This is a genomic window from Corynebacterium sp. LK2510 (assembly GCF_040946405.1).
Taxonomy (GTDB): Bacteria; Actinomycetota; Actinomycetes; order Mycobacteriales; family Mycobacteriaceae; genus Corynebacterium.
Map to the genome: position 1 here is coordinate 56,196 of NZ_JAYWLR010000005.1, position 23,577 is coordinate 79,772.

The following is a 23,577-nucleotide window of genomic DNA, read 5'->3' on the forward strand; positions in this document are numbered from 1 at the left end:
GTGAACGAAAAGTATGGAGGACACCACGTGAAGTCCCTGAAGCCGGCCGCCGTTTCCGCCGTTGCTGCGTCTGCTCTGCTGCTTGCCGGTTGTTCCGCAGGCCAGATCACCCAGACCGCCGACCAGGTCGCGGCCGTTGACGGTGCTGCCGCCGCAACCAACGACAACGAGATCCTGGTGCAGGACGTCACCGTGATTCTTGGCGACGCAGGCCAGGCCGCCCTGAAGTTCACCGCGATCAACCAGAACATTCACCGCCAGCCGCACTCTCTCGAGTCGGTCACCGTGGACGGTGTCCCGGTCCAGCTCAGTGGCGCTACCCAGTTCGACGCAAGCTGCAACCTCGTCGGCGACTCCGCTACCGCGTTGGAGTCCATCCCGCAGGCAGAGTCCGACTGCATCAGCTACGTCGCAACCTCCCTGCCGAACAACGACTTCGCCTTCGCCGGCAACCTCCCCGTCGAGTTCACGTTTGACGCAGGCACCATCGACGTCACCGCGACCGTCTCCGCTCCGAGGCTGCAGTCCGGTGAGGCAATGCGCGACGAGGCCCAGCCGACGCACTAAGCCTCACGCCGTACCTCCGCCGCCGCGCCCTGTTCTCGGGGCCGGCGGTTTTTCTTATATGCGGCTCGTTTTCCCTGGGTGCGGTCGATGTCCGGGCCGTATTCTAGGGTGGTTCCATGGCGAAAAAACAGCGCACGTTGCACACGTGCTCGGAGTGCGGCTACTCCTCCCCCAAGTGGCTTGGGCGCTGCCCCGACTGCGGCTCGTGGGGCACCTTGCAGGAGCAGGCCCCGGTCGCGTCCGCGTCCTCCTCGTCCGCCCGGTCGGGTGCGGTGCAGCTTCAGGCGCTCACTCCCGCGCAGCCCGCCACCCGCATCACGGCTATCGACGCCGCCGCGAGCCACTCCACCCCGTCCGGGATCGGCGAGCTCGACCGGGTCCTCGGCTCCGGGGTGGTGCCCGGCTCTGTCGTCCTGATGGCCGGGGAGCCCGGGGTGGGCAAGTCCACCCTCCTGCTCGAGGTTGCCTCGCGGTGGGCGAAGCAGGGCGGGCGCACCGCGTTGTACGTCACGGCGGAGGAATCCGCTGGGCAAGTCCGCGCCCGCGCCGAGCGCACCGGTGCGCTAGAGGATTCCCTCTACCTCGCGGCGGAATCCAACCTCGAGGTCATCGTTGGCCATGTCGAGCAGATCAAACCCTCGCTGCTCATCGTGGATTCAGTGCAGACCATGCACGCGCCCGGTGTGGAAGGTGTCGCAGGCGGCGTGGCGCAATCGCGCGCCGTCACCGCCGCGCTGACCACGCTTGCCAAGACCACCAACCTGCCCATCCTGCTGGTCGGCCACGTCACCAAGGACGGAAACGTGGCTGGCCCGCGCGTGCTCGAGCACCTCGTGGACGTGGTGCTCAACTTCGAGGGCGACCGCCAGTCCAGCCTGCGCATGCTGCGCGGCATCAAGAACCGCTTCGGCGCCACGGACGAGGTCGGGTGCTTCGAGCAGACCGCGGACGGCATCCGCGAGGTTCCGGACCCGTCGGGACTGTTCCTCTCCCACCGCGGCCGCACCCCCGACGGATCGGCCGTGACCGTGGCGATGGACGGGGTGCGCCCCATCCTCGCCGAGGTGCAGGCCCTGACCGTGGCGCCGGTGAACAAGAGCCCGCGCCGGGTAGTGACCGGCCTGGACGCCAACCGCGTGCCCATGGTGCTCGCCGTCCTGCAGGCCCGGTGTAATGAGGCCACCAACGACAAGGACGCCTACGTCGCCACCGTCGGCGGCGTGCGCATCACCGAGACAGCCACGGATTTGGCGGTCGCGCTGGCCACGTGGTCGAGCCTGCACGAGCGGCCGCTGCCCGCGAAGACGGTCGTCGTCGGCGAGGTCGGCTTGGCCGGTGAGCTGCGCCGCGTCCCCAACCTGGGCAGGAGGCTGCAGGAGGCGGCGCGGCTCGGCTACACCCGCGCCATCGTGCCAGCCGGGGAGCGCGTCACCATCGAGGGAATGCGTGTTACCCAGGCTGGGACGCTGCGCGAGGCCATCGAGGTCCTCGGCGGGTAGACCCGCGCCCCGCGCGGTCTAGGATGTGTTGCATGACTGACACTGTGGCCGCCGCATCCCACAAGAAATTGCGGGAAACGCTCGAGATGCTCGCTCCCGGCACCCAGCTGCGCGACGGACTCGAGCGCATCCAGCGCGGCCACACCGGCGGGCTGATCGTCATCGGTGATAGCGCCGACGTGGTGGAGCTGTGCGACGGCGGCATCAGCTTCGACATCCCATTCCAGCCGACGTTGCTGCGCGAGTTGTCCAAGATGGACGGCGCCGTCATCTTATCCGGCGACGGCGCCCGGATCCTGCGCGCAAACGTCCAGCTCGTGCCCGCGCCCTCCTACCCCACGGTCGAGTCGGGCACCCGCCACCGCGCCGCGGAGCGCACCGCGCTGCAGACGGGTGTGCCGGTTGTGGCTGTCTCCGCGTCGATGAACACCATCACCCTCTACGCCGAGGGCCAGCGCCACCTCATGGAGGAGCCCGCCGTGCTGATGCAGCACGCCAACCAGGCGCTGTCGACGGTGGAGCGCTACCGCAGTCGCCTGGATCTGGCCAACCAGCGCCTCCACGTGGCGGAGATGAACAACTACGCCACCGTGACAGACGTGCTTAACGTGCTGCAGCGCCAGATCATGCTCGAGCGCGCCGCGGACGACATGGACGAACACGTTGCTGAGCTCGGCGTGGATGCACGCCAGCTCACCCTGCAGCTGACGGAGCTGCGAAGCTCCCCCAACGAGATCGAGATGCTGGTGCGCGACTACATGGCCGCCGCCACGATCCCGGAAGACGAGCGTGTCGACGAGGCCATGCAGGCGCTCGCCGAGCTGCCGGATTCGCAACTGCTCAACTCCGCCACCCTTGCCCAGGCTCTGGGTCTGCCGGCGGCGGAGGAGAACCTGATGCAAGACGTCGTTCCGCGCGGCTACCGCGTGCTGGCGCGCATCCCCCGGGTGCAGAAGTTCCTCATGGACAACATCATCGCCGAGTTCGGGGAGTTGCCCAAGCTTATCGACGCCACCGTCGACGACATCGCCGCAGCAGACGGGGTTTCCCCGCTGTGGGCGCGCCACATCTTCGACGGCCTGCGCCGCTTCTCCTAGTCGGTCCGCGCTGTGTTCAGGACAATGAGCGCCCTGGAGATTCTGGTGAAAGCTAGGCGCGCAGTGTGAAATCGGCCGGGTCGGAGGCGTGGGTTCCAATCACGGCGTGGAGGTAGTAGCTTCCTGCCGGCACGTCCTGGCGGTTGGAGCACAGCCCCGGCTGGGAATCCTTGCGCGACCAGATCGCCTCGAAGTCACGCGCGGCGCGCGACTCGAAGACCTGCTCGCCGGTCACGACTGCCGGGTGGCAGTCGGTGTCGGACCAGATGCGCTGGTTGGTGGCCATATCGTAGACCTCGAAGCGCAGTTGCTCCTGCGACAGGTCGACCGTGCAGTCCGCGTCGGTCGGGTTCTCCACGCTCATGTAGAACGCCGGCTGCTGCCCGGGATCGAAGCTGGGCTGGCTGGTGCGGGCTGTGATGACCAGGTCCTCGATCACGCATGTGCCGTCGGCGGCCGCAGCGCGTGTCGTTGACTCGCGGGTGGTCGGTTCCGTCGACGTCGTCGTGGTCGTGGTGGAGGTCTGAGTGGTCGTCTCCCCCGGGGCGGGCACGGTCGGCTCGGTGGTGATGTCCTCAGTGATCGTCGCCGACGTTGCCGAGCCCGAGTCACCGCTGGAGGAACCCGACCTCGCCGCGGCCGTCAACCCCCACACCAGCAGTGCCACGAGCACGAGCACCACGGCGAGCGCGGCGACGCGGCGGCGCACGTAGATCTCCGGCGGCAGGGGCCTGGTGGTGTTCGCGGGGTCTGGTCGGTGGTTCGTCACGGGCTCAACTTTAGCGTCAGAAATGCTCCATCACGGTCTCGACGCGGCCGTCTTCGAGCCGGTACCGCGCGGCTACGACCCCGAGATCGCCAGCGGCGATGCCCGCCTGGATCGCGGGAATGCGGTCGACGAGGTGCTCGGCCGTGAAGCCGGCATGCTCTTTTTCGATCTCGGAGCGCTCCGTGTGCCCGCACGCCTTGGCGGCGATCACGCTCGGGGCGATCTTCTCCACAAAGACGCGCTGCAGGCCGACCGGGATGTGCGCCTCGTCGACAGCCCGAATGGCCGCGCCGATCGCGCCGCACGCCTCGTGGCTCAGCACCACCACGAGTTTGACCCCGAGCGTCTCAACGGCGAAGTCCAGCGACCCGGCGACGGCGGCGTCGACGCAGCCGCCGGCGTTTCGGATGACAAAGATGTCGCCGAGCCCGGCGTCGAAAAGCATCTCGACGGGCACGCGCGAGTCGGAACACGACAAGATCGCGGCAACTGGGGCCTGGCCGCCGCGCAGCTCCTCGCGGCGGTTGTGGTCGGAGTTGGGGCGCTCGAGCGTCTCGTCGGCGAAGCGGGCGTTGCCCTCCAGCAGCTTCTGCCAGACGGAGCCGGGCGTGGTTGTGTCAGCCATGCCCATTATTGTGGCAAATATTGTGATCAGACCGGAAAAGATCGTCGCTTATTTTGAGGCCAACGCGCGCGACCTCCCGTGGCGCAGGCCCGGGACAACCCCCTGGGGCGTGCTGTTGTCCGAGGTGATGAGCCACCAGACCCCCGTCGCCCGCGTCGCTCCCGTGTGGGAAGAGTGGGTGGAGCGCTGGCCCACACCGCGTGACTTCGCCGCGGCCTCGCCTGACGACATCCTGCGGGCGTGGGGGTCGCTGGGCTACCCGCGCCGGGCGCTGCGATTGCGCGAATGCGCGCAGGTGATCGTGGATGCCCACGCGGGCGAGGTGCCCGCGGATGTGGAGGCTTTGCTCGCGCTGCCCGGGGTCGGCGACTACACCGCGCGCGCCGTGGCGTGTTTCGCGTTCGGTGCGAACGTCGCGGTCGTGGACACCAACGTGCGCCGCGTCTACGCCCGCGCAGAGTCGGGCCGGTTCCTCGCTGTGCCCCGCAAAAGCGAGATCGCCGACGTCGCCGCGCTGCTCCCCGAGCGCAACGGCCCGGTGTTCTCGGCGGGGCTGATGGAGCTCGGCGCCCTCGTGTGCACCGCCGCGAATCCCAAGTGTGGGTCCTGCCCGCTCGAAGCGGACTGCGCCTGGGTTGCCGCCGGCAGGCCCGAGCCGTCGCCGGAGGAGCTGCGGAAGAAGAAGGTGCAGAAGTTCGCTGGCACTGACCGGCAGGTGCGCGGCACCATCATGAAACTGCTGCGCGAGAGCAACACCCCCGTCTCCCGCGCCAAGATCGACGCGCTGTGGCCAGACAATGTCCAACTCTCACGCGCGCTCTTTTCGCTTCTCGACGACAACCTCGCCGAGCAAGACGACGCCGGTTATTTCCACCTGCCGCGGTAGTTCATGCCACCGGGCAAGTTGACCCACACGCCGCCGCGGGAGTTGATGGTCACCGGCCCCACCTTCGTGGAGACCGACGCGCCCGATTTGGAGATGTTGAGCCACGAGCCTTTGCCCAGCTTTTTCTTGTTGCGGTAGAGAATGCCCATGCGGTGAAGTCTAGTTTGCGCCGGGCGATATGGTGTGAGGCTATGGAGTTGCTCGCCGGATACAGCCCGCACGCGGTGGCGATCGCGTTCGGCATGACTCTCCTCGCCGGCATCTCAACAGGCCTGGGTGGGCTCATCGTCGCGGTGCGCTCGCGCCCGTCCGATCGCTTCCTCGCCGGCGCGCTGGGTTTCTCCACGGGCGTGATGGTCTACATCTCCTTAGTGGAGATCCTGCCGAAGGGCATCGACCAGGTCGGCCAGGGGAAGGCCATCGTGGCGTTCTTCGCCGGTGTGCTGCTCATCGCCGTGATTGACCGGATGGTGCCGGACGAGGTCAACCCGCACGAGCTCCACGAGACGAAACCCTCGCCCGCGTTGGCCAAGGCGGGAGTGATGGCGGGTCTGGCGATTGCGCTGCACAACTTCCCGGAGGGCTTCGCCACTTTCATGGCTGCGCTGGCTGATCCGGTACTGGCCGCCCCGCTCGCGGTCGCCATCGCCATCCACAACATCCCCGAGGGCATCGCGGTCGCTGCTCCCCTGCGCGAGGCCACGGGCCGGAAGTGGCGCGCGGCCGGCTGGGCCACACTATCCGGGCTTGCCGAGCCCGCCGGCGCCGTCGTCGGCTTCCTCATCCTGCTGCCCTTCATGGGCCCATCGACACTGGGGCTGTCCTACGCCGCGGTAGCCGGCATCATGGTCTTCATCAGCTTTGACAAGCTGCTACCCAGCGCCATCCAGACGGGGCACCACCACCACAGCATCTACAGCGTCATCGCCGGTATGGGTGTCATGGCGCTCAGCCTGGCCATGATGAGCTAGCCGCTGGCATTAAAGGGCTTCGGGGATGTCCTCGTCTTAGTAGGATTCGTCCCATGTTGCTCCGCACTCGCCTGACCTCAGCCATTGCCGCCGTCGCCCTGTGCGTAACTGGCTCTGCGACAGCCAGCGCACACAGTTCCACCCAGCTCGAGCCGCTTGTCGACGGCCTCCGCCACGCCTCGGCAACCCCAGCCGGCAATCCTGTCGCCGGATACGACCCGTTCTACGACGACCCAGTCGACGATCTCGGTTCCCCAGGCACCGTGCTGCGCCGCCAGGCCGCCCCGCACCTGCTCAACATCCTCGGCCCCGGCTTTCCCGGCTACGCCGAAAAAATCCTCTACACCTCCACCACCGTCCACGGCGAGCGCGTGGCCACCTCAGGTTTTGTGATCCAGCCCGCCAACCCGTGGCGCGGCCCGGGCCCCACCCCCACGGTGGTCTTCGCCCCCGGCACGCGCGGCTCCGGCGACGCGTGCGCCCCGTCGCGCGGCCCCTGGCTAACCGCCCAGCTCGATGCCGTCGCACCTGCGCTCGGGTTGAACTACGAACTGCCCAGCTACACCGCGGCGGCACTGCTGGGAATGCGGGTGGTCGTGGTCGACTACATCGGCCTGGGTACTCCGGGCCCGCACACGTACGTGCTCCACGACGAAGAGGCACACGCCGTCATCGACGCCGCCCGCGCGGTCGCCCCCGCCGGCGACCCGGTCGCCTTCTACGGCTACTCCCAGGGCGGCGGCGCCGCCGCGGCGGCTGCCGAGCTGCAACCGAGCTACGCCCCCGAAATCAACCTCCGTGGCACCTTCGCCGGTGCCCCGCCCGCCGACTTGTTCGCCACGATGGAGGGCGTGGACGGATCCGCCATCGTCGCCGTCCTCGGTTACGCGCTCAACGGTTGGGCGGACCGCTACCCACAGATGAACGGCATCGTCGATCCCGTGCTCAACGACCGCGGCCGCGAGTTCGTGCGCACCACCGCAAACTCGTGTATCAGCGACGGCGCTGTGCGGTGGGCGCTGACGGACACGCGCGCGCTGACCTCCACCGGCGAATCCCTCTCAGAGATCGCCCGCCGCGAACCTGAGCTGCAGAAGCTTTTCGACGCCCAGCGCCTCGGCCGCCGCGCACCAACCTCCCCCATCCTGGTCACCACCGGCGGCAACGACGACGTGGTCCCCAGCGCCCAGGTTGTCCAGCTCGCCCGCGATTACTGCGCCATCGGTGCGCCGGTCAACCTGCTCAACGAGAACATCTCGGCGCTGACCCCTCAGCTGAAGGCGGGTGTGAACCACGCCCTCGGAATCGCCACCCAGGCGGTGCCGTCGGTGCAGTGGCTCAACGACCGCTTCGGCGGCGTCGAGGCTGTGTCGAACTGCGGAGAGTTCTAGACTCCCCAAGCACGGATTGCTCCCAGAAAAACGCGATCACCGCGCCGGATGCCCCAAGCTAGCGGGGCACTCGGCGCGGTGATCGTGGGTTGAGGTGTGCGGGCGCGGCGCCGGCTACAGCGGCTGGCCTGCACCAGCGGGCGGCGGGGTGCCGTCGTCGCCCTCAGACGGGGTGCGATCGTTGACCTCGTCAACCGGCTCGCCTGCGGCGCTGTCGCCGCCGTCGTCGGTCGTCGGCGGAACGTCCGCGGTCACGGTGTCCGCAGAGTCAGCCGAGTCGCCGTCAATGTCGCGGACCTCAACCTCTTCGGTGTCGAAGGTCTCGGCCGGCAGCGGCTTCGGGCGCGGGGTGAAGGTGAACTTGGCACCCTCGGCGGCCTTACCACGTGCGGCGCGGGCAGCCTCGACGTCGCCGTCCCAGTTCTCCACATCCACGGAGATGATCTCGCCGGCGCCGATCTCGCCGTAGAGGATCTTCTCGGACAGGATGTCCTCGATCTCGCGCTGGATAGTGCGACGCAGCGGTCGCGCACCCAGCACCGGGTCGAAGCCGCGCACGGCGAGGAGGTTCTTCGCCTTGTCGGTCAGCTCGATGCCCATATCCTGCGCGGCCAGGTTCTTGTCCACGCGGCCGATAAGCAGGTCGACCATTTCGACGATCTCGTCCTGCGTGAGCTGGCGGAAGACCACGATCTCGTCGATGCGGTTGAGGAACTCGGGGCGGAAGTGCTTCTTCAGCTCGTCGTGGACCTTGCTCTTCATCCGGTCGTACTGCGCATCGGCGTCGGTAGCCGTGTTGCCAGTGAAGCCGAGACCCACGGCCTTGGAGATGTCGCCCGTGCCCAGGTTGGAGGTGAAGATCAAAACGGTGTTCTTGAAGTCCACCACGCGGCCCTGGCCGTCGGTGACGTGGCCCTCTTCGAGCACCTGGAGCAGGGTGTTGTAGATCTCCTTGTGCGCTTTCTCGATTTCGTCGAAAAGCACCACGGAGAACGGCTTGCGGCGCACCTTCTCGGTGAGCTGGCCGCCCTCTTCGTAACCGACGTATCCCGGAGGCGCACCGAAGAGACGCGACGCGGTGAAGCGGTCGTGGAACTCACCCATGTCGACCTGGACCAGGGCGTCCTCGTCACCGAACAGGAACTCGGCGAGCGCCTTGGACAGCTCCGTCTTACCCACACCGGACGGGCCGGCGAAGATGAACGAGCCAGACGGGCGCTTCGGGTCCTTCAGGCCAGCGCGGGTGCGACGGATGGAACGCGACACGGCGCGCACTGCCTCGTCCTGGCCGATGATGCGCTTGTGCAGCTCGTCTTCCATGTTGAGCAGGCGGGACGACTCGGACTCGGTGAGCTTGAACACGGGGATGCCGGTCCAGTTGGCCAGCACATCAGCGATCTGCTCCTCGCCGACCTCAGCGATTTCTTCGAGCTCGCCGTCGCGCCACTGCTTCTCTTTCTCGGAGCGCTCCTCGCCGAGCTTGCGCTCGGTGTCGCGCAGGCCCGCGGCCTTCTCGAAGTCCTGGGCGTCGATCGCGGCTTCCTTCTGCTTGCGCACTTCCGCGATGCGCTCATCAACCTCGCGCAGGCCCTCCGGCGCGGTCATGCGCTTGATGCGCATGCGGGCGCCGGCTTCGTCGAGAAGGTCGACGGCCTTGTCCGGTAGGAAGCGGTCGTTAATGTAGCGATCCGACAGGTTTGCCGCCGCGATCAACGCATCGTCGGTGTAGGAGACGCGGTGGTGCGCTTCGTAGCGATCGCGCAGGCCCTTGAGGATGGTCACGGTGTCCTCAACGGACGGCTCGTCGACCTGGACCGGCTGGAAGCGGCGCTCCAGGGCGGCGTCCTTCTCGATGTGCTTGCGGTACTCGTCAAGCGTGGTCGCACCAATGGTCTGCAGCTCGCCGCGGGCCAGTTTCGGCTTGAGCAGCGAGGCCGCGTCGATCGCACCCTCTGCCGCACCCGCGCCGACGAGGGTGTGGATCTCGTCGATGAACAGAATGATGTCGCCGCGCTGGTTGATCTCCTTGAGCACCTTCTTCAGGCGCTCCTCGAAGTCACCGCGGTAGCGCGAACCCGCCACCAGGGAGCCGAGGTCGAGGGAGTAGACCTGCTTGTCCTTCAGCGTCTCCGGAACCTTGCCGTTGGCGATGTCGAGGGCCAGGCCCTCCACCACGGCGGTCTTGCCCACGCCGGGCTCACCGATGAGCACCGGGTTGTTCTTGGTGCGGCGCGAGAGCACCTGCATGATGCGCTCGATTTCCTTCTCGCGGCCGACGACCGGGTCGAGCTTGCCCTCGCGGGCAGCAACGGTGAGGTTACGGCCGAACTGGTCGAGGACCAGCGAGTTGGAGCGCTCGCCCTGCTGGCCACCGCGTCCGCCGCCGCCCATGGCACCTCCGCCGGCGCCGGCACCCGCGAAACCACCCTGCTGGGGAGCCTCAGGGTTCTGGCCGTCACCGCCCTCATAGCCGGAAAGAAGCTGGATAACCTGCTGGCGCACACGCGGCAGGTCCGCACCGAGCTTGATCAGCACCTGCGCCGCAACGCCCTCACCCTCTCGGATGAGGCCGAGCAGCAGGAACTCGGTACCGATGTACTTGTGGCCCATCTGCAGGCCCTCGCGCAGGGAAAGCTCGAGCACCTTCTTGGCGCGCGGGGTAAACGGGATGTGGCCGGTGACCGGCTGGCTGCCGTGGCCGATAATCTCCTCGACCTCGCGGCGGACGTCCTCGAGGTTGATGCCCATGGACTCCAGGGCCTTGGCCGCCACGCCCTCGCCCTCTTTAATCAGGCCGAGCAGGATGTGCTCGGTGCCCATGTAATTGTGATTGAGCGCACGCGCTTCCTCCTGTGCCAGGACGATGACGCGGCGGGCTCGGTCGGTAAACCGCTCGAACATGTGGCTACCCTTCCCCTTCTGAAATGACGTTCGCGATAAAGATGTCACCCACCATAACGCGCGGATACGACACCTCTTCCCGGGATTCCACTCCAGGTTCGAACACTCACTCCATTTGCGCAGCTCACGCGCCGTGTTCACCGTTAGAGAACGCCCCTGCGCGGCGCTGCAGCAGGTTCTCGCGCAGCGCCCACGCGGCGATGATGACGGGGACCAACACCCAACCCGCCGTCGCGGTGAGACTCGCCGGCCAGCCGTAGCGGATGGCGGGGGCGAAAAGGTCTGCGAATCCGCCGACGGCGAGCAGGACGGCAACCCACATCGCCGGCCATGCCATGGGCGTGCGCGGCAGCACGATCGTCATCGCCAGGGGGATCAACCACATCACGTAGTAGCCCTGCAGGAGACCCCCGCCGAGGAACACCCCGGCGAACAGCACGCCGAGCGTGGTGAACGCCCAGGCCGCGCGGTGGCGGTTGCGCAAGGGGAACAACGCGATGACGGCGAGCGCCACGACGGCAAGCACGGCGCCGACGAAGACTATCTGCCCAGCGCTGCCCAGCCCCAGCTGCTCAAGGACAGCTGCGAGCGAACCGTTGTCGTAATCGCGCGGATCGGCAAGATACGGCAACAGTCGCTCCACGTACAGCTGCGGCTGCGCAGTCGTTACCCAGCCCAGGCCGAACAGCGCGGCGTAGAAGGCCACAGCAACCGCGAGCACGGGCCACTGCATCAGCAGCACCGGCACGGCGGTGAGCACCACGAACTGCGGCTTAATCGTCACCGCGTAGCCCAGAACCACGCCGGCGGCCCACATCTCGGGGCGGGCGAACTGGCGGCGCATCGGGGCGTCGAGGGCCACGCAGCACCACACGAACACAACCATCACCAGCAGGAGGAACCCGTTGATGTTGGTGTACTTCGCCGTCGACGCGACCGGCTCGGAGGTGTTGAAGAACACCGCCACGGCAGCCACGGTCAGCGGCGTGACCAAGCGCGGTGCCAGAAGGCGCGCGCTAAGCCAGATCGCGACAACCACGCTGACCGCGGTGGCGAAGATCATCGCCCACCGCGCCACCGTGAAGTTGCCCAGCACGGCCAGGGGCGCGAGCACAACGTTGGCGCCGAGGGAATACAGATAGTGCGGGTCGGAGGTGGAGTAGTCCTCGTTGTAAACCGCGACACCGTGGACGTAGCGCTGCACCGCGTCCCAGATGGGCACGAAATCCGTGCCCGAGTTCGTCACGGGCGCGACGAGGAAGGCACGGATGATCCCGACGACGGCGACAAACCACAGAAACCGCATGGCCAACGCGCGGTAGCGGTCGTAGCTGTTGCAGCTGGCGGCGGTGGGGCTGGTGGCGTCGATAAGCGATGCGCGCACGGATCGCACGGAACGGCTAGTTCGCGTCCGGCTTGACCATCGGGAAAAGGACGGTCTCGCGGATGCCCAGACCCGTCAGGGCCATGAGCAGGCGGTCGACGCCCATACCCGTGCCCGAGGTCGGCGGCATGCCCTGCTCCATCGCGGCCAGGAAGTCCTCGTCGAGCACCATAGCCTCGTCGTCACCGTGGGCGGCCAGGCGGGCCTGGTCCTCGAAGCGCTCGCGCTGGATGACCGGGTCGACGAGCTCGGAATAACCGGTGGCCAGCTCGAAACCGCGGACGTAGAGGTCCCACTTCTCGGTCACGCCCGGCTTGTCGCGGTGGTCGCGCGTCAGCGGAGAGGTCTCCACCGGGAAGTTCGTCACGAAGGTCGGCTCGTAAAGCTGATCGGAGCACAGGTGCTCCCAGATCTCCTCGACGAGCTTGCCGTGCAGCCAACCGGCGTTCTCCGGCACCTTCAGGCCGATGACCTCGGCGATCGCCTTGAGCTCCTCCACGGTCGAGTCAACCGTGACCTCGGGCTGGCCCGGGTGGGTGCGCTGCAGCGCCTCGTTGAGGGAGGGGTACATCTCCATCACCTTCCACTCGCCGCCGAGGTCGTACTCGGTGCCGTCGGCAAGCGTGACCGTCGTGGAGCCGAAAACTTCGGTGGCGGCGAACTGGACGAGGCCCTTGATCATCTCGGCGCCGTCCTTGTAGGTGCCCCATGCTTGGTAGGTCTCCAGCATGGTGAACTCCGGGGAGTGAGAGGAGTCGACGCCCTCGTTGCGGAAGTTGCGGTTGATCTCGAAGACGCGCTCGATGCCGCCGACAACGCAGCGCTTGAGGAAGAGCTCGGGGGCGATACGCAGGTAGAGGTCGATATCCATCGCGTTGGAATGGGTGACGAAGGGCCGTGCCGCCGCGCCGCCGTGCAGCGTCTGAAGCATCGGCGTCTCAACCTCGACGAAGTCCAGGCCGGTGAGGTACTTGCGCACCGCGGCGATGACCTTGATGCGGGTCATGGCGTTGTCACGTGCGGCCTCGCGCATGATCAGGTCCGTGTAGCGGTTGCGCACGCGCTGCTCTTCGTTCATGTCCGCGAACGCGACCGGCAGCGGGCGCAGTGCCTTCGACGCCATGTGCCACGTCGTGGCCATGACGGAAAGCTCGCCGCGGCGCGACGCGATGACGCGGCCGCGGACGGAGACGATGTCGCCCAGGTCGACGTCTTCCTTCCAGCTGGTCAGGGCTTCCTCGCCGACCTCGGCGAGAGACAGCATGACCTGGAGCTGGGTGCCGTTGCCCTCCTGAAGGGTGGCGAAGCACAGCTTGCCGGTGTCGCGCTTGAACATGATGCGGCCAGCGACGGCGACCTCGTCCGAGGTCTCCTGGCCCGCCTCGAGCACAGTCACACCCTCCACGGGAGTTGCGGTCTCCCCTTCCGCGAGGACCTGGTAGCGCTTACGCACCTCGGTCAGGGAGTCGGTGCGGTCGACGACGACCGGGTAGGCCTCCCTGCCCGAGTCGATGAGCTTCTGGCGCTTCGCGCGGCGGAACTGTTGCTGCTCTGTAAGGTCCTGGGTAGTCACGTCTGCCTAGAGTAGTGCCTGCCCATCTACCCTTGCTACTGGCCCGGGCACAGCGGCAGATCGAGACGCTCGGCCTCCGCGTTCTCGCCGTTGATCAGCAGCCGCACGTGCTGTTGGTCGCGCGGCGCCATCACGAACGCCGGCGGGGTCACACCCGGCACCGCGAACGAGTCGATCATGCACTCGCCCGATCCCAGTGTCACGGCCTGGTCCTGGCTCGGCAGGCCGGCGTTGCGGTCGGCTGCCGTGGAGTAGGAGGCGATGCTCACGCCGCTGTTTTCGTCCGCGCAGCGGATCTTCGCGGTCTGCCCCGGTTCGAGCGCCGCGGACTCGCACTCCAGGCCCTTCCAACCCTTACCGCCTTCGCGCTCGGAGATGAGCTGCGGGTATGTCTCCTGCAGCTGGGCCTCAGCACCCTCCCATGCAGATCCGCGCGTGTTGTTCCAGAACCACAGTCCAGCGGCTAGGAGAAGCACCACCGCCAAAATAGCCACGAGCCACGGCCACGGCGAGCTCGGCTGGGCAGCGGGGATGCGGCGCGTTAGGCGTCGCGCGGGTGCGGGCTCATCCACCGGCTCCCCGGCGAGAGCGAGCAAGTAGTTGCGGCACGTTCCGGTGCGGGCCACCATGTCCGGATCCACCGGCAGACCTGTCAGGTCGGAGACGAGGCTGATGAACGTCTCCCGGTTGTGCGCTGACGACGAACCTGCCGCCTGCGGCGTCGGGCCGACCATCGACAGCTTCACCGGCGCGGATGCCCAACCAGGCTGGGCGAGCATCCGGTCGAGCGTAAGTGAGCGGGTGACGAACCCGGACTGGCCAACCTGCGCGTAGTGGTCGATCGCCTCGGCCACCGGAAGCAGCAGGTTGAGGACCTCGGCCGCGTTGAAGTGGCCTTCCTTGGCAAACCGCTCCCGGGCCAGCTCGCGCAGCGGCATGCCAGCGGCGGCGTCGCGCACGACGACGAGCTTGCCCGCGTCGGTGATAGCGGCGTGGCGCGGGGCGAACACGCCGGGCAGGTCCACAGCCGAGAGCGTGTCGGCTGCGGCAGTGACCTCGTTGACTGCCGCCGGCGAGAGCGGAATGTTGAACTCCTCGACCTCGACCTCTGCGGCCGCCCCGGTATCTACCAGCGGCTGCGCACGGTACAGGGTGGACGACTCGGTGCGGGCCACTTCCTCGATGTGTCCGTACCCGGCCGCGTTCACGGTGGCGGCGAGGGAGGTGAGGGCGTTGTCAGCCATGTCGGAATCCTCAGTTCAAGCAGTCGATACTACGGTGGCGCCGCTGTGTGCGAGGCTGCATCGGCCGCTAACAGGACAGCAAAAGCGCTAGTGGGTTGATAGTAACGGATGCGCGCCCGGCGCATGTCAGTTACGCGGTATGCGAGACGCCGCTACTGCGCGGGCAGGTTGGCGAACCCGATTCCCACGGGCACGCCGACGTTGTCGCTCAACCGCACCCCGCCAAGCTCTACTGCGGCGAGCAAACGGGCGTCACCTTCGACCGGTGCGGGCCCGAAGCCCAAATCACGCAGCTCAAGGTAGGCGGGCTCGACGCCCGCAGCGGCGAAGACCCCACGCGCTGTATCCAGCACCGCTTCAGCCCCGCGTTCAGCCACGTGCGCGCCCGCGGTCAGCGCCGCCGGAAGCGCCAGGGCTGCCTCGCGCTGGTCTTCCGGCACCTGCGCGTTGCGCAGCGACATGGCCAGCCCGTCGGCGGTGCGCACGGTCGGCACACTGTGGAGCCTAACCTCCATGCGCAGCGCGGTCACGGCCTGTTGGACCGCGACGAGCAGCTCGAAGTCCTTCTCCCCGAGCACGACGTCTGTGGCGTGGGTGGCGTTGATTGCAGCCAGCACCGCCCCGACACGGCGCGCCACCTCGTCCGCGTCTTCCAGGTGGTCGAGCGGGGTGCGCACCTCGGCTCCGCCGAGCTGGCCGTGGTAGACGACGTCGACAGACTCCTCGGCGAACACGTCCGGGATCTCCTCCTCCGCCCCCGCATAGGTCACCATGACGATGGAGCCGAGCAGCGAGCGCGTGGCGCGGATCAGCTGGATGTGACCGGCGTGCACCCCGGTACCGAGCGGGACCACGACGACTGACTTGCCAACCTTGCGGAAGGCTCGGCCGTAGGTGGCCAGGCGGTCTAGATCCGTCACGGTTGTTGCCTGCCCGGGTTGGAAAACCACTACTGCTCCTTTGTCGAGATCGTTGCCGTCGCCCACAGCTGAACGTCCGCGTTGTGTGTGCGCTCGGCCTCGCGGCGCTCCAGTTCCGCGTGGAACCTCGCCAGAGAGGGATCCGCGATGGCGGAGTTCGCCCGCTCCAAGTGCGCAGGATCCAGCGCCACGACCGGTGTCATTTCCGCAGCGTCCATGTACGGCGCCAGCGCGGCCCCGGCTTCCGGTAGCGCGGCGCCGATAAGTTCAAGCCCGTCGCGGCTTCCGGTACTGCTCAGCGCCATGATGCGGGCCGCGGCCACTAGGTGCGGGCGCAGCGCGTCATCGATGGACACGTTCATCCCGTGCATCTCGCCGACCAACAGCGCGAGAGTAGCCTCGCCGAGTTCGTCGGTGGCGGAGGTGACCCAACAATCCGGCACGATCGGGTGGGCGGCCATGGTCACTGCGCCGCGCACTTCGACCTCGTCAAGCGCCTGCACTCCGACGGCGAGGCAGGTGTGCAGCACCATCTGTTTGGGGCGAGTGAGGGGTTCGAGCTTATCGACGCACCCTGTCACCCACTCTGGATCATCCGAGTCGATGATGACGAGATTCGCCTCACGGGCGGCGTCGCATTCCTCTGTCCCGGCGAGTGCGGGGACCTCCGTGACGCTGTGACCGGCGAGCCCTAGGGCACTGCCCACCGCGCTGTATTCCCCGGACCGGGGGTCGCGCACCAGGCACACCTGCAGGCGGGGCGCCATCTACTTGCTTTCCTCGTTGCGGCGCGCGAGCAGCTCAGCCACGGACACGGCATTCGAACCGCGCTCATCGCGACGGCGGCGGCCGTGCCGTTCGTGCTGATCATGCTGCTTGGGGGCCTCCGTCGGTGCGGGCTCCGCTGCGCTCGGCAGCGTCGGAGCCGGCCTCGACTTCGGTGCCGTTGCGGGCTTCGGGGTGTCGGCGGGCTCGGGCGCGGCGGACGCCTCGGCCTGTCGTTCACTGATCAGCTGGGACAGCGGGTTGTGCTGCACCGAGCGCTTGCTCGGTTGGGCGCCCAGGCGACCGGCGATGGCCTCGGAGGTGGGGGCGCCGGCGGGGCGGGACTGCTTGCGTTTCGGTTCGCCCACATCCTTGATGGGCTGCAGGCGTGCAGTCTCAGCGGCAGACGGCCCGTCCGAAGAGGGGCTGGCCGGCTCCGGCTCGACGGTCTCCACGACCGGCGCAGGCTCAGGCTTCGGCTCGGGGCGCGTCGCTCCGAGCTCGGCGATGCGGCGGGCCTCTGCGCGAAGTGCGGCCGGCTCGTACTCGAATTGGCGGCCCGACATCTCGGTGAGCTGGGCGCGCAGGGCCTTGAGCTCCTCCTGGATCTCACGCAGCACCTGCATGTCCGCCCCGCCCGGGGCATCGCCAGCACCCGCCTGCGCGCTGCGGGCAGCCTCGGCGCGCGCGGTGGCGGCCTCGAGCTCCGCCTGGTGGAGCTGGTCGCGCTCAGTCAGGACGCGCTCGGCCTCGTCGCGGTCGCGGCGCAGCCGGGCAATCACGAGGATGCCCGCCGCAGCTGCCCACAGGGCGAGGATGAGGGAGACCTTGAGGATGTTTGCCGAGTTCGTAAACAGCATGACAATGGTGCCCAGCACCGCCAGGACGAAGGGGACGAGCACCCACAGGCCGGCATAGTCGCGTGTCGGGGATTCGGCAGTCATGCCCCACAGCTTACTGAACCGACTCCCCCTCGCCAGGAGGCGACACCTCGCAGCTGCGCTCGAGCACGACTCCCGCGACAGCTAGGGCCACGCCTCCCAGAGCTCCTGCGATCACACCGGGCAGGTCCGCCTCCGCGGCCGCAAGATCGGCAGCGCGCGGGGCGACGTAGACGGCAAGGCCGGTGAAGATCCCGCCGCAGATCGCACCCGACCAGGCAGAGGCCTTGCCCAGCACCATGAGGTTGGCGGCCATCATCGGGTTGAGCTGGGAGCGATCGAGCCCCACCTTGCCCTCTTTGCGGCGCGTGCGGACCATGTGGGCGCAGAAGGCGCACACAGCGGCCGTCACCCACAGCGGCAGCGACAGCGTCGCGTCGACGGCGGTGAGCATGCCGTAGAACCTGCGCACGAGGATGAAGGCTGCAGCGGCCATGAAGCCCGCCACCAGCACGAGTTCAGCGGTGCTCGTCCGGGTCATAGCTTTCTCACCCCTTGATGGCCAAGCTTATCGACGATCCCCGCAACCGATTCCCCGCCCAGCGTGGCATCCGGGTCAATCTCGAGCCACGGGATGAGCACGAAGGCGCGCTCGTGGGCCCGCGGGTGCGGCAAGGTCAGCTGTGGGTCGTCGGAGGTGACACCGTCGATGGCGACGATGTCCACGTCGAGGGTGCGCGGGCCCCACCTGACGTCGCGCACGCGATGGGCGTCGCGCTCGAGGCGCTGGCAGCGCTCAAGGAGTTCGCGGGGGGTGAGGGAGACCTCGACAAGCAATGCCTGGTTGATGAAGTCGGGCTGCTCGACACCACCCCACGGCGCAGTGGCATAGAGCGAGCTTGCGGCGACGAGCTCGCCTGCGAAGTCGTCGACGACCCGGCGCAGGTGCGCGCGCGAGTCCTCCATGTTGGACCCGGTGGACAAGACAGCGCGCACGCCGATCACCTCTCCGCGCGGCGGTTGCGGGAGCGTCGCGCCACCACCGCAACGTCGTCGAAGGTCAGCGGGATCGGGGCGTGGGGCTTGTGCAGCGTGACCTCCACGGCGTGGAGCAGCGCAAAGCGCTCAAGTGCGGTGTCCGCGATCTCGGATGCGACGGTTTCGATGAGCTGGCGGGGCGTGCCACCGGCAATGTCGTAGGCGAGCTGGGCCAGCTCCGCGTAGTTGATCGTGGCGCTTAAGTCGTCGCTCGCCGCGGCCTCGGCAAAGTCGAGCCAGCACACGATGTCGACGCTAAACGCCTGGCCGTGCTCGGTCTCGTGCGCGAGCACACCGTGGTGGGCGTAGACCCGCAGCCCTTTCAGTTCAATCCTGTCCGCCATCTAGACGTTTCCTTCCTTGGCGCGTTGCCACCGGGCGACCACGTCAACGGCGTCGCGCGAGACGGCGACCTCGTGCACGCGCACGCACCACGCGCCCGCCTGGGCGGAAAGCGCGGTCACGGCTGCGGTGGCCGGGTCGGCGTCGACAGGCGAGTGCGTCAACCCGCGGTCCTTGCGGATCTCGGTGAGGAAGCGCTTGCGCGACGCCCCCACCAACACCGGATAGTCACCGGCAGTGAACTGCGGCAGCGCGGCGAGAAGCTCCCAGTTCTCCTGTGCGGTCTTGGCAAATCCGAGGCCGGGGTCGACTGAGATGTTGCGCGGGTCGACGCCTGCGGCGACAGCGTTGTCCGTCAGCCGCGCGAGAACCTCGCGCACGTCGCGCACGACGTCCCCGCCGTGGTCGGCGGCACCGGCGGCATCGCCGAAGGTCGCGGCGCGCCAGTGCATGAGGCACACCGGAAGATCGGTCTCCGCCATCACGCGGTACATGTCCGGGTCGGCGAGCCCGCCGGAGACGTCGTTGATCAGATCCACCCCGGCCTCGGCCGCGACACGCGCCGTCGAGGCGCGCATGGTGTCGATCGAGGTGCGGATGCCTGCCGCGTGCAGCGCCTCAATGACCGGGCGGATGCGCTGCGCCTCGACCTCGGCAGGCACGCGCGTGGCGCCGGGGCGAGTCGATTCCGCACCGACGTCGATGATGTCCGCCCCACGTGCGACAAGCTCACGCGCGTGGTCCACTGCCGCGTCCACGGCGAGGTACTTCCCGCCGTCGGAAAACGAGTCCTCGGTGACGTTGACAATGCCCATCACCGCGGTGCGCCCGCTGATGGCAAGGTCGGCGAGGGTGGTCGGCATTCTTAGCTCCTGATCAGGCTCATGACCTCGGCGCGCGACGCCGCGGAGGTCTTGAACCCGCCGCGCACGGCGGAGGTTGTTGTGACGGCCCCGGGTTTGCGGATGCCGCGCATCGCCATGCAGAGGTGCTCGCATTCGATGACCACGATCACGGCCTGCGCGCCGAGCTTCTCCACCAGCGCGTCGGCGATCTGCGAGGTGAGACGCTCCTGCACCTGGGGGCGCTTCGCGTAAAGGTCCGCCAGGCGCGCCAGCTTGGACAGGCCGGTGACCTTGCCCTCCGCGCCCGGGATGTAGCCGATGTGCGCCATGCCGAAGAAGGGCACCAGGTGGTGCTCGCACGTGGAGTAGATCGGGATGTCGCGCACCAGGACGAGCTCGTTGTGGTCTTCTGCGAAGCTCTTGCTCAGCACCTCAGTCGGGTCCTGGTGCAGGCCGGCGAAGACCTCCTCGTAGGCCCGCGCCACGCGAGCCGGCGTTTCTTTCAGCCCTTCGCGCTCGGGGTCCTCCCCCACCGCGATGAGCAGCTCGCGCACCGCGGCCTCCGCGCGCTCGCGGTCAAAGGCGGGGTTAGTCATTCTCGCCACGCTCCTTCGGCAGGGACATGTCCTCGGTCTCCGGCGCGGCGACATCCTCCGCGTCGACGCGAGGGATCTCGGTGGTCTGGTCGTCGCTTGTGCGCTCCGGCCTGCTTGGGCGCTCATTTTCCGGAAGGCGGAAGCCGATCAGCGGCTCCTCGGCGCGCGGTGCTTCAACCCGAGTTTCTTCGGCCGGCTTCGGGACTGCCGCGTGGCGCGGGCCGGACTCCGGCTCGGCGTAGTTGCGCATGCCCGGGTGCTCCGCCGGGGGCTGCGGGGTGGCATCACCGCCGCGGTAGGTCCAGTCCGCCGGCGGCTTCGGGCCGCCGTAGCGCGGCGTACCCGTGGTGTCACCAGCGCGGTTGTCCCTCCCCGGGCGCCACTTCGTGGAACCAGTCCGGGAGCGCTCGCCAGCGGCAGCGCCGGATGCCTGGCCACGCTCGGCCATGCGGCGCTTGCGCGCCTCGCGCGACATCTCCAGCAGGGAGAGCTTCTTCGGCGGCTCCTCGCCGCGCGCCTCAGCCAGCTCATTCGGCGTTTGCACCGGAGTGCGGCCAACCTGCTGCGTGAAACGCTTGTCGACGTCCGGAAGGCCCGAGCCCTGCGGCTCAATACCGTCGAAGATGTCCTCCAGGTCCGGCCGGCGCAGCGTCTCCTTCTCCAGCAGCTTGGATGCCAAGGTGTCCAGGTAGTCGCGGTTGGCGGCGAGGATGGAGTAGGCGCGCTCGTGGGCGGCGTCGATAAGCTCGTGCACTTCGCGGTCGATGGTCTCGGCGACCGTCGGCGAATACTGGAGGCTGCCACCGCCGCCGCGGCCGGAGAACGGGTCGCCCTCTTCCGTGCCGTACTTGACGGTACCGAGCACGCTCGACATGCCGTATTCCGTGACCATCGCGCGAGCAATCTTCGTCGCCTGCTCGATGTCGGAGCTTGCGCCCGTGGTGGGCTCGCCGAAGACGAGCTCCTCGGCGGCGCGGCCACCCATGGCGAAGACGAGGCGAGCGAAGAGCTCATCGCGGTTGTACATGCCCTTGTCGTCTTCCTGGGCCGTCATCGCATGCCCACCCGTGCGCCCGCGCGCGAGGATGGTGACCTTGTAGACGCGCTCGATGTCCTTGAGCGCCCACGCGGCCAGGGTGTGGCCGCCTTCGTGGTACGCGGTGACCTTCTTCTCCTTCTCAGAGATGATCTTCGAGCTGCGGCGCGGGCCACCGATGACGCGGTCCGTCGCTTCCTCGAGCGCGTCCGCCGTGATCACGTTGCCGCCGATGCGGGCGGTGAGCAGCGCGGCCTCGTTGAGCACGTTGGCCAGGTCCGCGCCCGACATGCCGGCGGTGCGCTTTGCCAAGGCCTCGAGGTTGGCGTCGGGGCCGAGCGGTTTGTCCTTCGCGTGAACCTTGAGAATCTGCTTTCGGCCGGCGAGGTCCGGGTTGGTCACCGGGATCTGGCGGTCGAAGCGGCCCGGGCGCAGAAGAGCCGGGTCGAGGACGTCCGGGCGGTTCGTCGCGGCGATGAGGATGACACCCTCGCGGTCGCCGAAGCCGTCCATCTCCACGAGCAACTGGTTGAGCGTCTGCTCGCGCTCGTCGTGGCCTCCGCCCATGCCGGAGCCGCGGTGGCGGCCGACGGCGTCGATCTCGTCGACGAAGATGATGCAGGGGGCGTTCTCCCGGGCCTGCTTGAACAGGTCGCGCACGCGCGAGGCACCCACGCCCACGAACATCTCCACGAAGTCGGAGCCGGAGATGGTGAAGAACGAGACCCCCGCCTCACCAGCGACTGCGCGAGCGATGAGCGTCTTACCTGTTCCCGGAGGGCCGTAGAGCAGCACGCCGCGCGGGATCTTGGCGCCCAGCTTTTCGTAGATCTCCGGATCTTGGAGGAAGTCGACGACTTCCTGGAGCTCGTCAACAGCCTCGTCGGCGCCGGCAACATCCGCAAACGTGTTGGTCGGCTTGTCCTTGGTTAGCTGCTTCGCCTTGGAGCTGCCGATGCCGAACATTCCGCCGCCAGCCTGCATGCGGTACAGGAAGAAGGACAACAGGCCGAAGATGAGAAGCATCGGCAGCATTAAGCTCAGCATGGACATCAGGAAGGATTCCTGCGTCACGTTGGTTTTGAACGAGTCCGCACCTGAAGTGCGCACTGCGTCGAAGACGACCGGGGAGGTCCGCGCCGGGTACTGCGCCATGACGGACTCAATGCCCTCGCGTTCCTCGACGGTGATCGGCTCGCGCAGGTCGATGCGCACGCGCTGTTCGCGGTCGTCGATCTGCACCTTCTCGGCGTTGCCCTCGGCAAGCTGCTCGAGGGCAACCGAAGTGTCCACCTTCTGATAGGAGCGGGTGTCGTCCCCTATCAACGTGAACAGGTAGAGAACGATGAGGGCGAGGGCGGCGAAGACGCCCCAGCGCATTACTTTTTTGTTGTCCATAAAGTCCCGGGTTGAAAGGGTGCGGAAAAAGCTAGGGAGGTGGAGCAGGCCTGAGATCAGGCCTTAGATCCTAGATCTCTGTGTGCTCGGGGCCCGCTTGCGGGGCGGGCTCAGGGGTCTTTTCTTCGCCGCCGTAGACGCGCGGGTGCAGCGTGCCCAGGTAAGGCAGGTCGCGGTAGCGCTCGGCGAAGTCGAGGCCGTATCCGACGACGAACTCGTTCGGGATGTTGAATCCGACATCCATCAGCTCGATGTTGGCGGTCTGGACCTCCGGCTTGCGCAAAAGCGTAATCACGTTGAGCGAGCGCGGCTGGCGTCCGCGCAGGTTGCGCATCAGCCACGACAGCGTCAGGCCGGAATCGATGATGTCTTCGACGATGAGCACGTCCCGGCCCTGGATGTCTTTGTCCAGGTCCTTGAGGATGCGCACCACGCCGGAACTCGTCGTCGAGTTGCCGTAGGAGGACACCGCCATGAACTCGAGCTGGCACGGGATGGAGAGTTGGCGGGCGAAGTCGGTGAGGAAGAACACTGCACCCTTGAGCACGCACACGAGAATGAGTTCGTCCTCGGCGTCGCGGTAGGTCTCCGAGACCATGTCCGCGAGCTCCTGAATGCGGGCCTTGAGCGCCTCTTCGGAAATCAGAATCGCTTCGACGTCGTCCCCGTAGCGGTGCGGCGGCACGTTGAAATCTTTCGTGTCGTGCATCGGGTGGTCAATATGCGTCATCGGTGCCCTTTCCTGGAATGTCCGCTCCGAGTCCGCGCTTCCGCGGGCTCGGCGCCACGGTGCGTCGAGCTCCGCCGGCGGCGGGCTCCGCTCTTCGTGCCACCCTTGCATATTGCCAC

23 protein-coding genes are annotated in these 23,577 nt (G+C 67.6%); 6 read left to right on the forward strand and 17 right to left on the reverse strand.

Features of this window, described 5'->3' with window-relative positions; translation table 11 throughout:
* Positions 1-27: 27 nt before the first annotated feature.
* The 3 genes from VVR41_RS04395 (at position 28) to disA (ending at position 3,163) form a co-directional block, all read left to right on the forward strand.
* The gene (locus VVR41_RS04395; RefSeq protein WP_321102834.1) at positions 28-567 is read left to right on the forward strand and encodes a hypothetical protein; all 540 of its coding nucleotides are present in this window, start codon (positions 28-30) and stop codon (positions 565-567) included.
* A gap of 116 nt (positions 568-683) precedes the next feature.
* Complete coding sequence (gene radA, locus VVR41_RS04400) at positions 684-2,066, forward strand: DNA repair protein RadA (protein WP_368523749.1); 1,383 nt, start codon at positions 684-686, stop codon at positions 2,064-2,066.
* Positions 2,067-2,098: 32 nt separating this feature from the next.
* The gene (gene disA / locus VVR41_RS04405) at positions 2,099-3,163 is read left to right on the forward strand and encodes a DNA integrity scanning diadenylate cyclase DisA (protein WP_368523750.1); all 1,065 of its coding nucleotides are present in this window, start codon (positions 2,099-2,101) and stop codon (positions 3,161-3,163) included.
* Positions 3,164-3,215: 52 nt separating this feature from the next.
* Here the strand turns inward: disA and VVR41_RS04410 are convergent, their stop codons facing one another.
* Both VVR41_RS04410 and VVR41_RS04415 read right to left on the reverse strand, forming a co-directional pair.
* Entirely contained in the window at positions 3,216-3,932 is a 717-nt protein-coding gene (locus VVR41_RS04410; RefSeq protein ID WP_368523751.1) for a hypothetical protein, read from the reverse strand.
* A gap of 16 nt (positions 3,933-3,948) precedes the next feature.
* Positions 3,949-4,557, reverse strand: a complete 609-nt coding sequence (locus tag VVR41_RS04415; RefSeq protein WP_321103721.1) for a carbonic anhydrase — start codon at positions 4,555-4,557, stop codon at positions 3,949-3,951.
* Between VVR41_RS04415 and VVR41_RS04420 the strand changes: the two genes are divergently transcribed.
* The gene (locus tag VVR41_RS04420; protein WP_368523752.1) at positions 4,556-5,443 is read left to right on the forward strand and encodes an A/G-specific adenine glycosylase; all 888 of its coding nucleotides are present in this window, start codon (positions 4,556-4,558) and stop codon (positions 5,441-5,443) included. The two genes, VVR41_RS04415 and VVR41_RS04420, sit on opposite strands and share 2 nt — an antisense overlap.
* On the opposite strand, the gene VVR41_RS04425 is transcribed toward VVR41_RS04420, so the two are convergent.
* A complete protein-coding gene (locus VVR41_RS04425) occupies positions 5,422-5,592 on the reverse strand; it encodes a DUF4236 domain-containing protein (protein WP_321103718.1) in 171 nt (56 codons plus the stop codon). The two genes, VVR41_RS04420 and VVR41_RS04425, sit on opposite strands and share 22 nt — an antisense overlap.
* Positions 5,593-5,634: 42 nt before the next feature.
* Here VVR41_RS04425 and zupT point away from each other — a divergent pair, with 42 nt between their 5' ends.
* Together zupT and VVR41_RS04435 are read left to right on the forward strand one after the other, a co-directional pair.
* Positions 5,635-6,414 (forward strand): zinc transporter ZupT, encoded by a 780-nt coding sequence (gene zupT / locus VVR41_RS04430; RefSeq protein WP_368523753.1) that lies wholly within the window; start codon positions 5,635-5,637, stop codon positions 6,412-6,414.
* A 53-nt stretch (positions 6,415-6,467) separates the two neighbouring features.
* Complete coding sequence (locus tag VVR41_RS04435) at positions 6,468-7,805, forward strand: lipase family protein (RefSeq protein ID WP_368523754.1); 1,338 nt, start codon at positions 6,468-6,470, stop codon at positions 7,803-7,805.
* A gap of 114 nt (positions 7,806-7,919) precedes the next feature.
* On the opposite strand, the gene VVR41_RS04440 is transcribed toward VVR41_RS04435, so the two are convergent.
* The 14 genes from VVR41_RS04440 to hpt form a co-directional block, all read right to left on the reverse strand.
* The gene (locus tag VVR41_RS04440) at positions 7,920-10,706 is read right to left on the reverse strand and encodes an ATP-dependent Clp protease ATP-binding subunit (protein ID WP_368523755.1); all 2,787 of its coding nucleotides are present in this window, start codon (positions 10,704-10,706) and stop codon (positions 7,920-7,922) included.
* A 124-nt stretch (positions 10,707-10,830) separates the two neighbouring features.
* Positions 10,831-12,090, reverse strand: coding sequence for a glycosyltransferase family 87 protein (locus tag VVR41_RS04445; protein ID WP_368523756.1), 1,260 nt, complete (start codon positions 12,088-12,090; stop codon positions 10,831-10,833).
* 16 nt (positions 12,091-12,106) lie between these two features.
* Positions 12,107-13,663: a lysine--tRNA ligase gene (lysS, locus tag VVR41_RS04450; protein ID WP_368523757.1), complete on the reverse strand. Its 1,557-nt coding sequence runs from the start codon at positions 13,661-13,663 to the stop codon at positions 12,107-12,109.
* A gap of 35 nt (positions 13,664-13,698) precedes the next feature.
* Positions 13,699-14,907, reverse strand: coding sequence for a hypothetical protein (locus VVR41_RS04455; protein ID WP_368523758.1), 1,209 nt, complete (start codon positions 14,905-14,907; stop codon positions 13,699-13,701).
* Between the two features lie 152 nt (positions 14,908-15,059).
* Complete coding sequence (locus VVR41_RS04460) at positions 15,060-15,857, reverse strand: pantoate--beta-alanine ligase (RefSeq protein WP_368523759.1); 798 nt, start codon at positions 15,855-15,857, stop codon at positions 15,060-15,062.
* The gene (locus VVR41_RS04465; RefSeq protein WP_368523760.1) at positions 15,857-16,594 is read right to left on the reverse strand and encodes a hypothetical protein; all 738 of its coding nucleotides are present in this window, start codon (positions 16,592-16,594) and stop codon (positions 15,857-15,859) included. The genes VVR41_RS04460 and VVR41_RS04465 overlap by 1 nt, the downstream gene beginning before the upstream one ends.
* Positions 16,595-17,536 carry a DUF6779 domain-containing protein gene (locus VVR41_RS04470; RefSeq protein ID WP_368523761.1) on the reverse strand — a complete coding sequence of 314 codons (942 nt, stop codon included), beginning with the start codon at positions 17,534-17,536 and terminating at the stop codon, positions 16,595-16,597. It lies immediately after the preceding gene.
* A 10-nt stretch (positions 17,537-17,546) separates the two neighbouring features.
* The gene (locus VVR41_RS04475; protein WP_368523762.1) at positions 17,547-18,014 is read right to left on the reverse strand and encodes a DUF3180 domain-containing protein; all 468 of its coding nucleotides are present in this window, start codon (positions 18,012-18,014) and stop codon (positions 17,547-17,549) included.
* Positions 18,011-18,469, reverse strand: a complete 459-nt coding sequence (gene folK / locus VVR41_RS04480; RefSeq protein WP_321103941.1) for a 2-amino-4-hydroxy-6-hydroxymethyldihydropteridine diphosphokinase — start codon at positions 18,467-18,469, stop codon at positions 18,011-18,013. Before folK ends, VVR41_RS04475 begins: the two co-directional genes overlap by 4 nt.
* 5 nt (positions 18,470-18,474) lie before the next feature.
* Positions 18,475-18,855, reverse strand: coding sequence for a dihydroneopterin aldolase (folB, locus tag VVR41_RS04485; protein WP_321103942.1), 381 nt, complete (start codon positions 18,853-18,855; stop codon positions 18,475-18,477).
* A complete protein-coding gene (gene folP / locus VVR41_RS04490; RefSeq protein WP_368523763.1) occupies positions 18,856-19,716 on the reverse strand; it encodes a dihydropteroate synthase in 861 nt (286 codons plus the stop codon).
* Between the two features lie 2 nt (positions 19,717-19,718).
* A complete protein-coding gene (gene folE, locus VVR41_RS04495) occupies positions 19,719-20,294 on the reverse strand; it encodes a GTP cyclohydrolase I FolE (RefSeq protein WP_368523764.1) in 576 nt (191 codons plus the stop codon).
* The gene (gene ftsH / locus VVR41_RS04500; RefSeq protein ID WP_368523765.1) at positions 20,287-22,728 is read right to left on the reverse strand and encodes an ATP-dependent zinc metalloprotease FtsH; all 2,442 of its coding nucleotides are present in this window, start codon (positions 22,726-22,728) and stop codon (positions 20,287-20,289) included. The genes folE and ftsH overlap by 8 nt, the downstream gene beginning before the upstream one ends.
* Positions 22,729-22,798: 70 nt before the next feature.
* On the reverse strand, positions 22,799-23,437 hold the full coding sequence (gene hpt / locus VVR41_RS04505) for a hypoxanthine phosphoribosyltransferase (protein ID WP_368523803.1): 639 nt from the start codon (positions 23,435-23,437) through the stop codon (positions 22,799-22,801).
* Between the last annotated feature and the right edge of the window lie 140 nt (positions 23,438-23,577).

Coding starts and splice junctions, on each gene's coding strand:
- radA (WP_368523749.1), top strand. CDS start 684: ATGGCGAAAAAACAGCGCACGTTGCACACGTGCTCGGAGTGCGGCTAC.
- disA (WP_368523750.1), top strand. CDS start 2,099: ATGACTGACACTGTGGCCGCCGCATCCCACAAGAAATTGCGGGAAACG.
- VVR41_RS04420 (WP_368523752.1), top strand. CDS start 4,556: ATGCCCATTATTGTGGCAAATATTGTGATCAGACCGGAAAAGATCGTC.
- VVR41_RS04415 (WP_321103721.1), bottom strand. CDS start 4,557: ATGGCTGACACAACCACGCCCGGCTCCGTCTGGCAGAAGCTGCTGGAG.
- VVR41_RS04425 (WP_321103718.1), bottom strand. CDS start 5,592: ATGGGCATTCTCTACCGCAACAAGAAAAAGCTGGGCAAAGGCTCGTGG.
- zupT (WP_368523753.1), top strand. CDS start 5,635: ATGGAGTTGCTCGCCGGATACAGCCCGCACGCGGTGGCGATCGCGTTC.
- VVR41_RS04435 (WP_368523754.1), top strand. CDS start 6,468: ATGTTGCTCCGCACTCGCCTGACCTCAGCCATTGCCGCCGTCGCCCTG.
- VVR41_RS04440 (WP_368523755.1), bottom strand. CDS start 10,706: ATGTTCGAGCGGTTTACCGACCGAGCCCGCCGCGTCATCGTCCTGGCA.
- VVR41_RS04455 (WP_368523758.1), bottom strand. CDS start 14,907: ATGGCTGACAACGCCCTCACCTCCCTCGCCGCCACCGTGAACGCGGCC.
- VVR41_RS04465 (WP_368523760.1), bottom strand. CDS start 16,594: ATGGCGCCCCGCCTGCAGGTGTGCCTGGTGCGCGACCCCCGGTCCGGG.
- VVR41_RS04470 (WP_368523761.1), bottom strand. CDS start 17,536: ATGACTGCCGAATCCCCGACACGCGACTATGCCGGCCTGTGGGTGCTC.
- VVR41_RS04475 (WP_368523762.1), bottom strand. CDS start 18,014: ATGACCCGGACGAGCACCGCTGAACTCGTGCTGGTGGCGGGCTTCATG.
- folB (WP_321103942.1), bottom strand. CDS start 18,855: ATGGCGGACAGGATTGAACTGAAAGGGCTGCGGGTCTACGCCCACCAC.
- folP (WP_368523763.1), bottom strand. CDS start 19,716: ATGCCGACCACCCTCGCCGACCTTGCCATCAGCGGGCGCACCGCGGTG.
- folE (WP_368523764.1), bottom strand. CDS start 20,294: ATGACTAACCCCGCCTTTGACCGCGAGCGCGCGGAGGCCGCGGTGCGC.
- ftsH (WP_368523765.1), bottom strand. CDS start 22,728: ATGGACAACAAAAAAGTAATGCGCTGGGGCGTCTTCGCCGCCCTCGCC.
- hpt (WP_368523803.1), bottom strand. CDS start 23,437: ATGCACGACACGAAAGATTTCAACGTGCCGCCGCACCGCTACGGGGAC.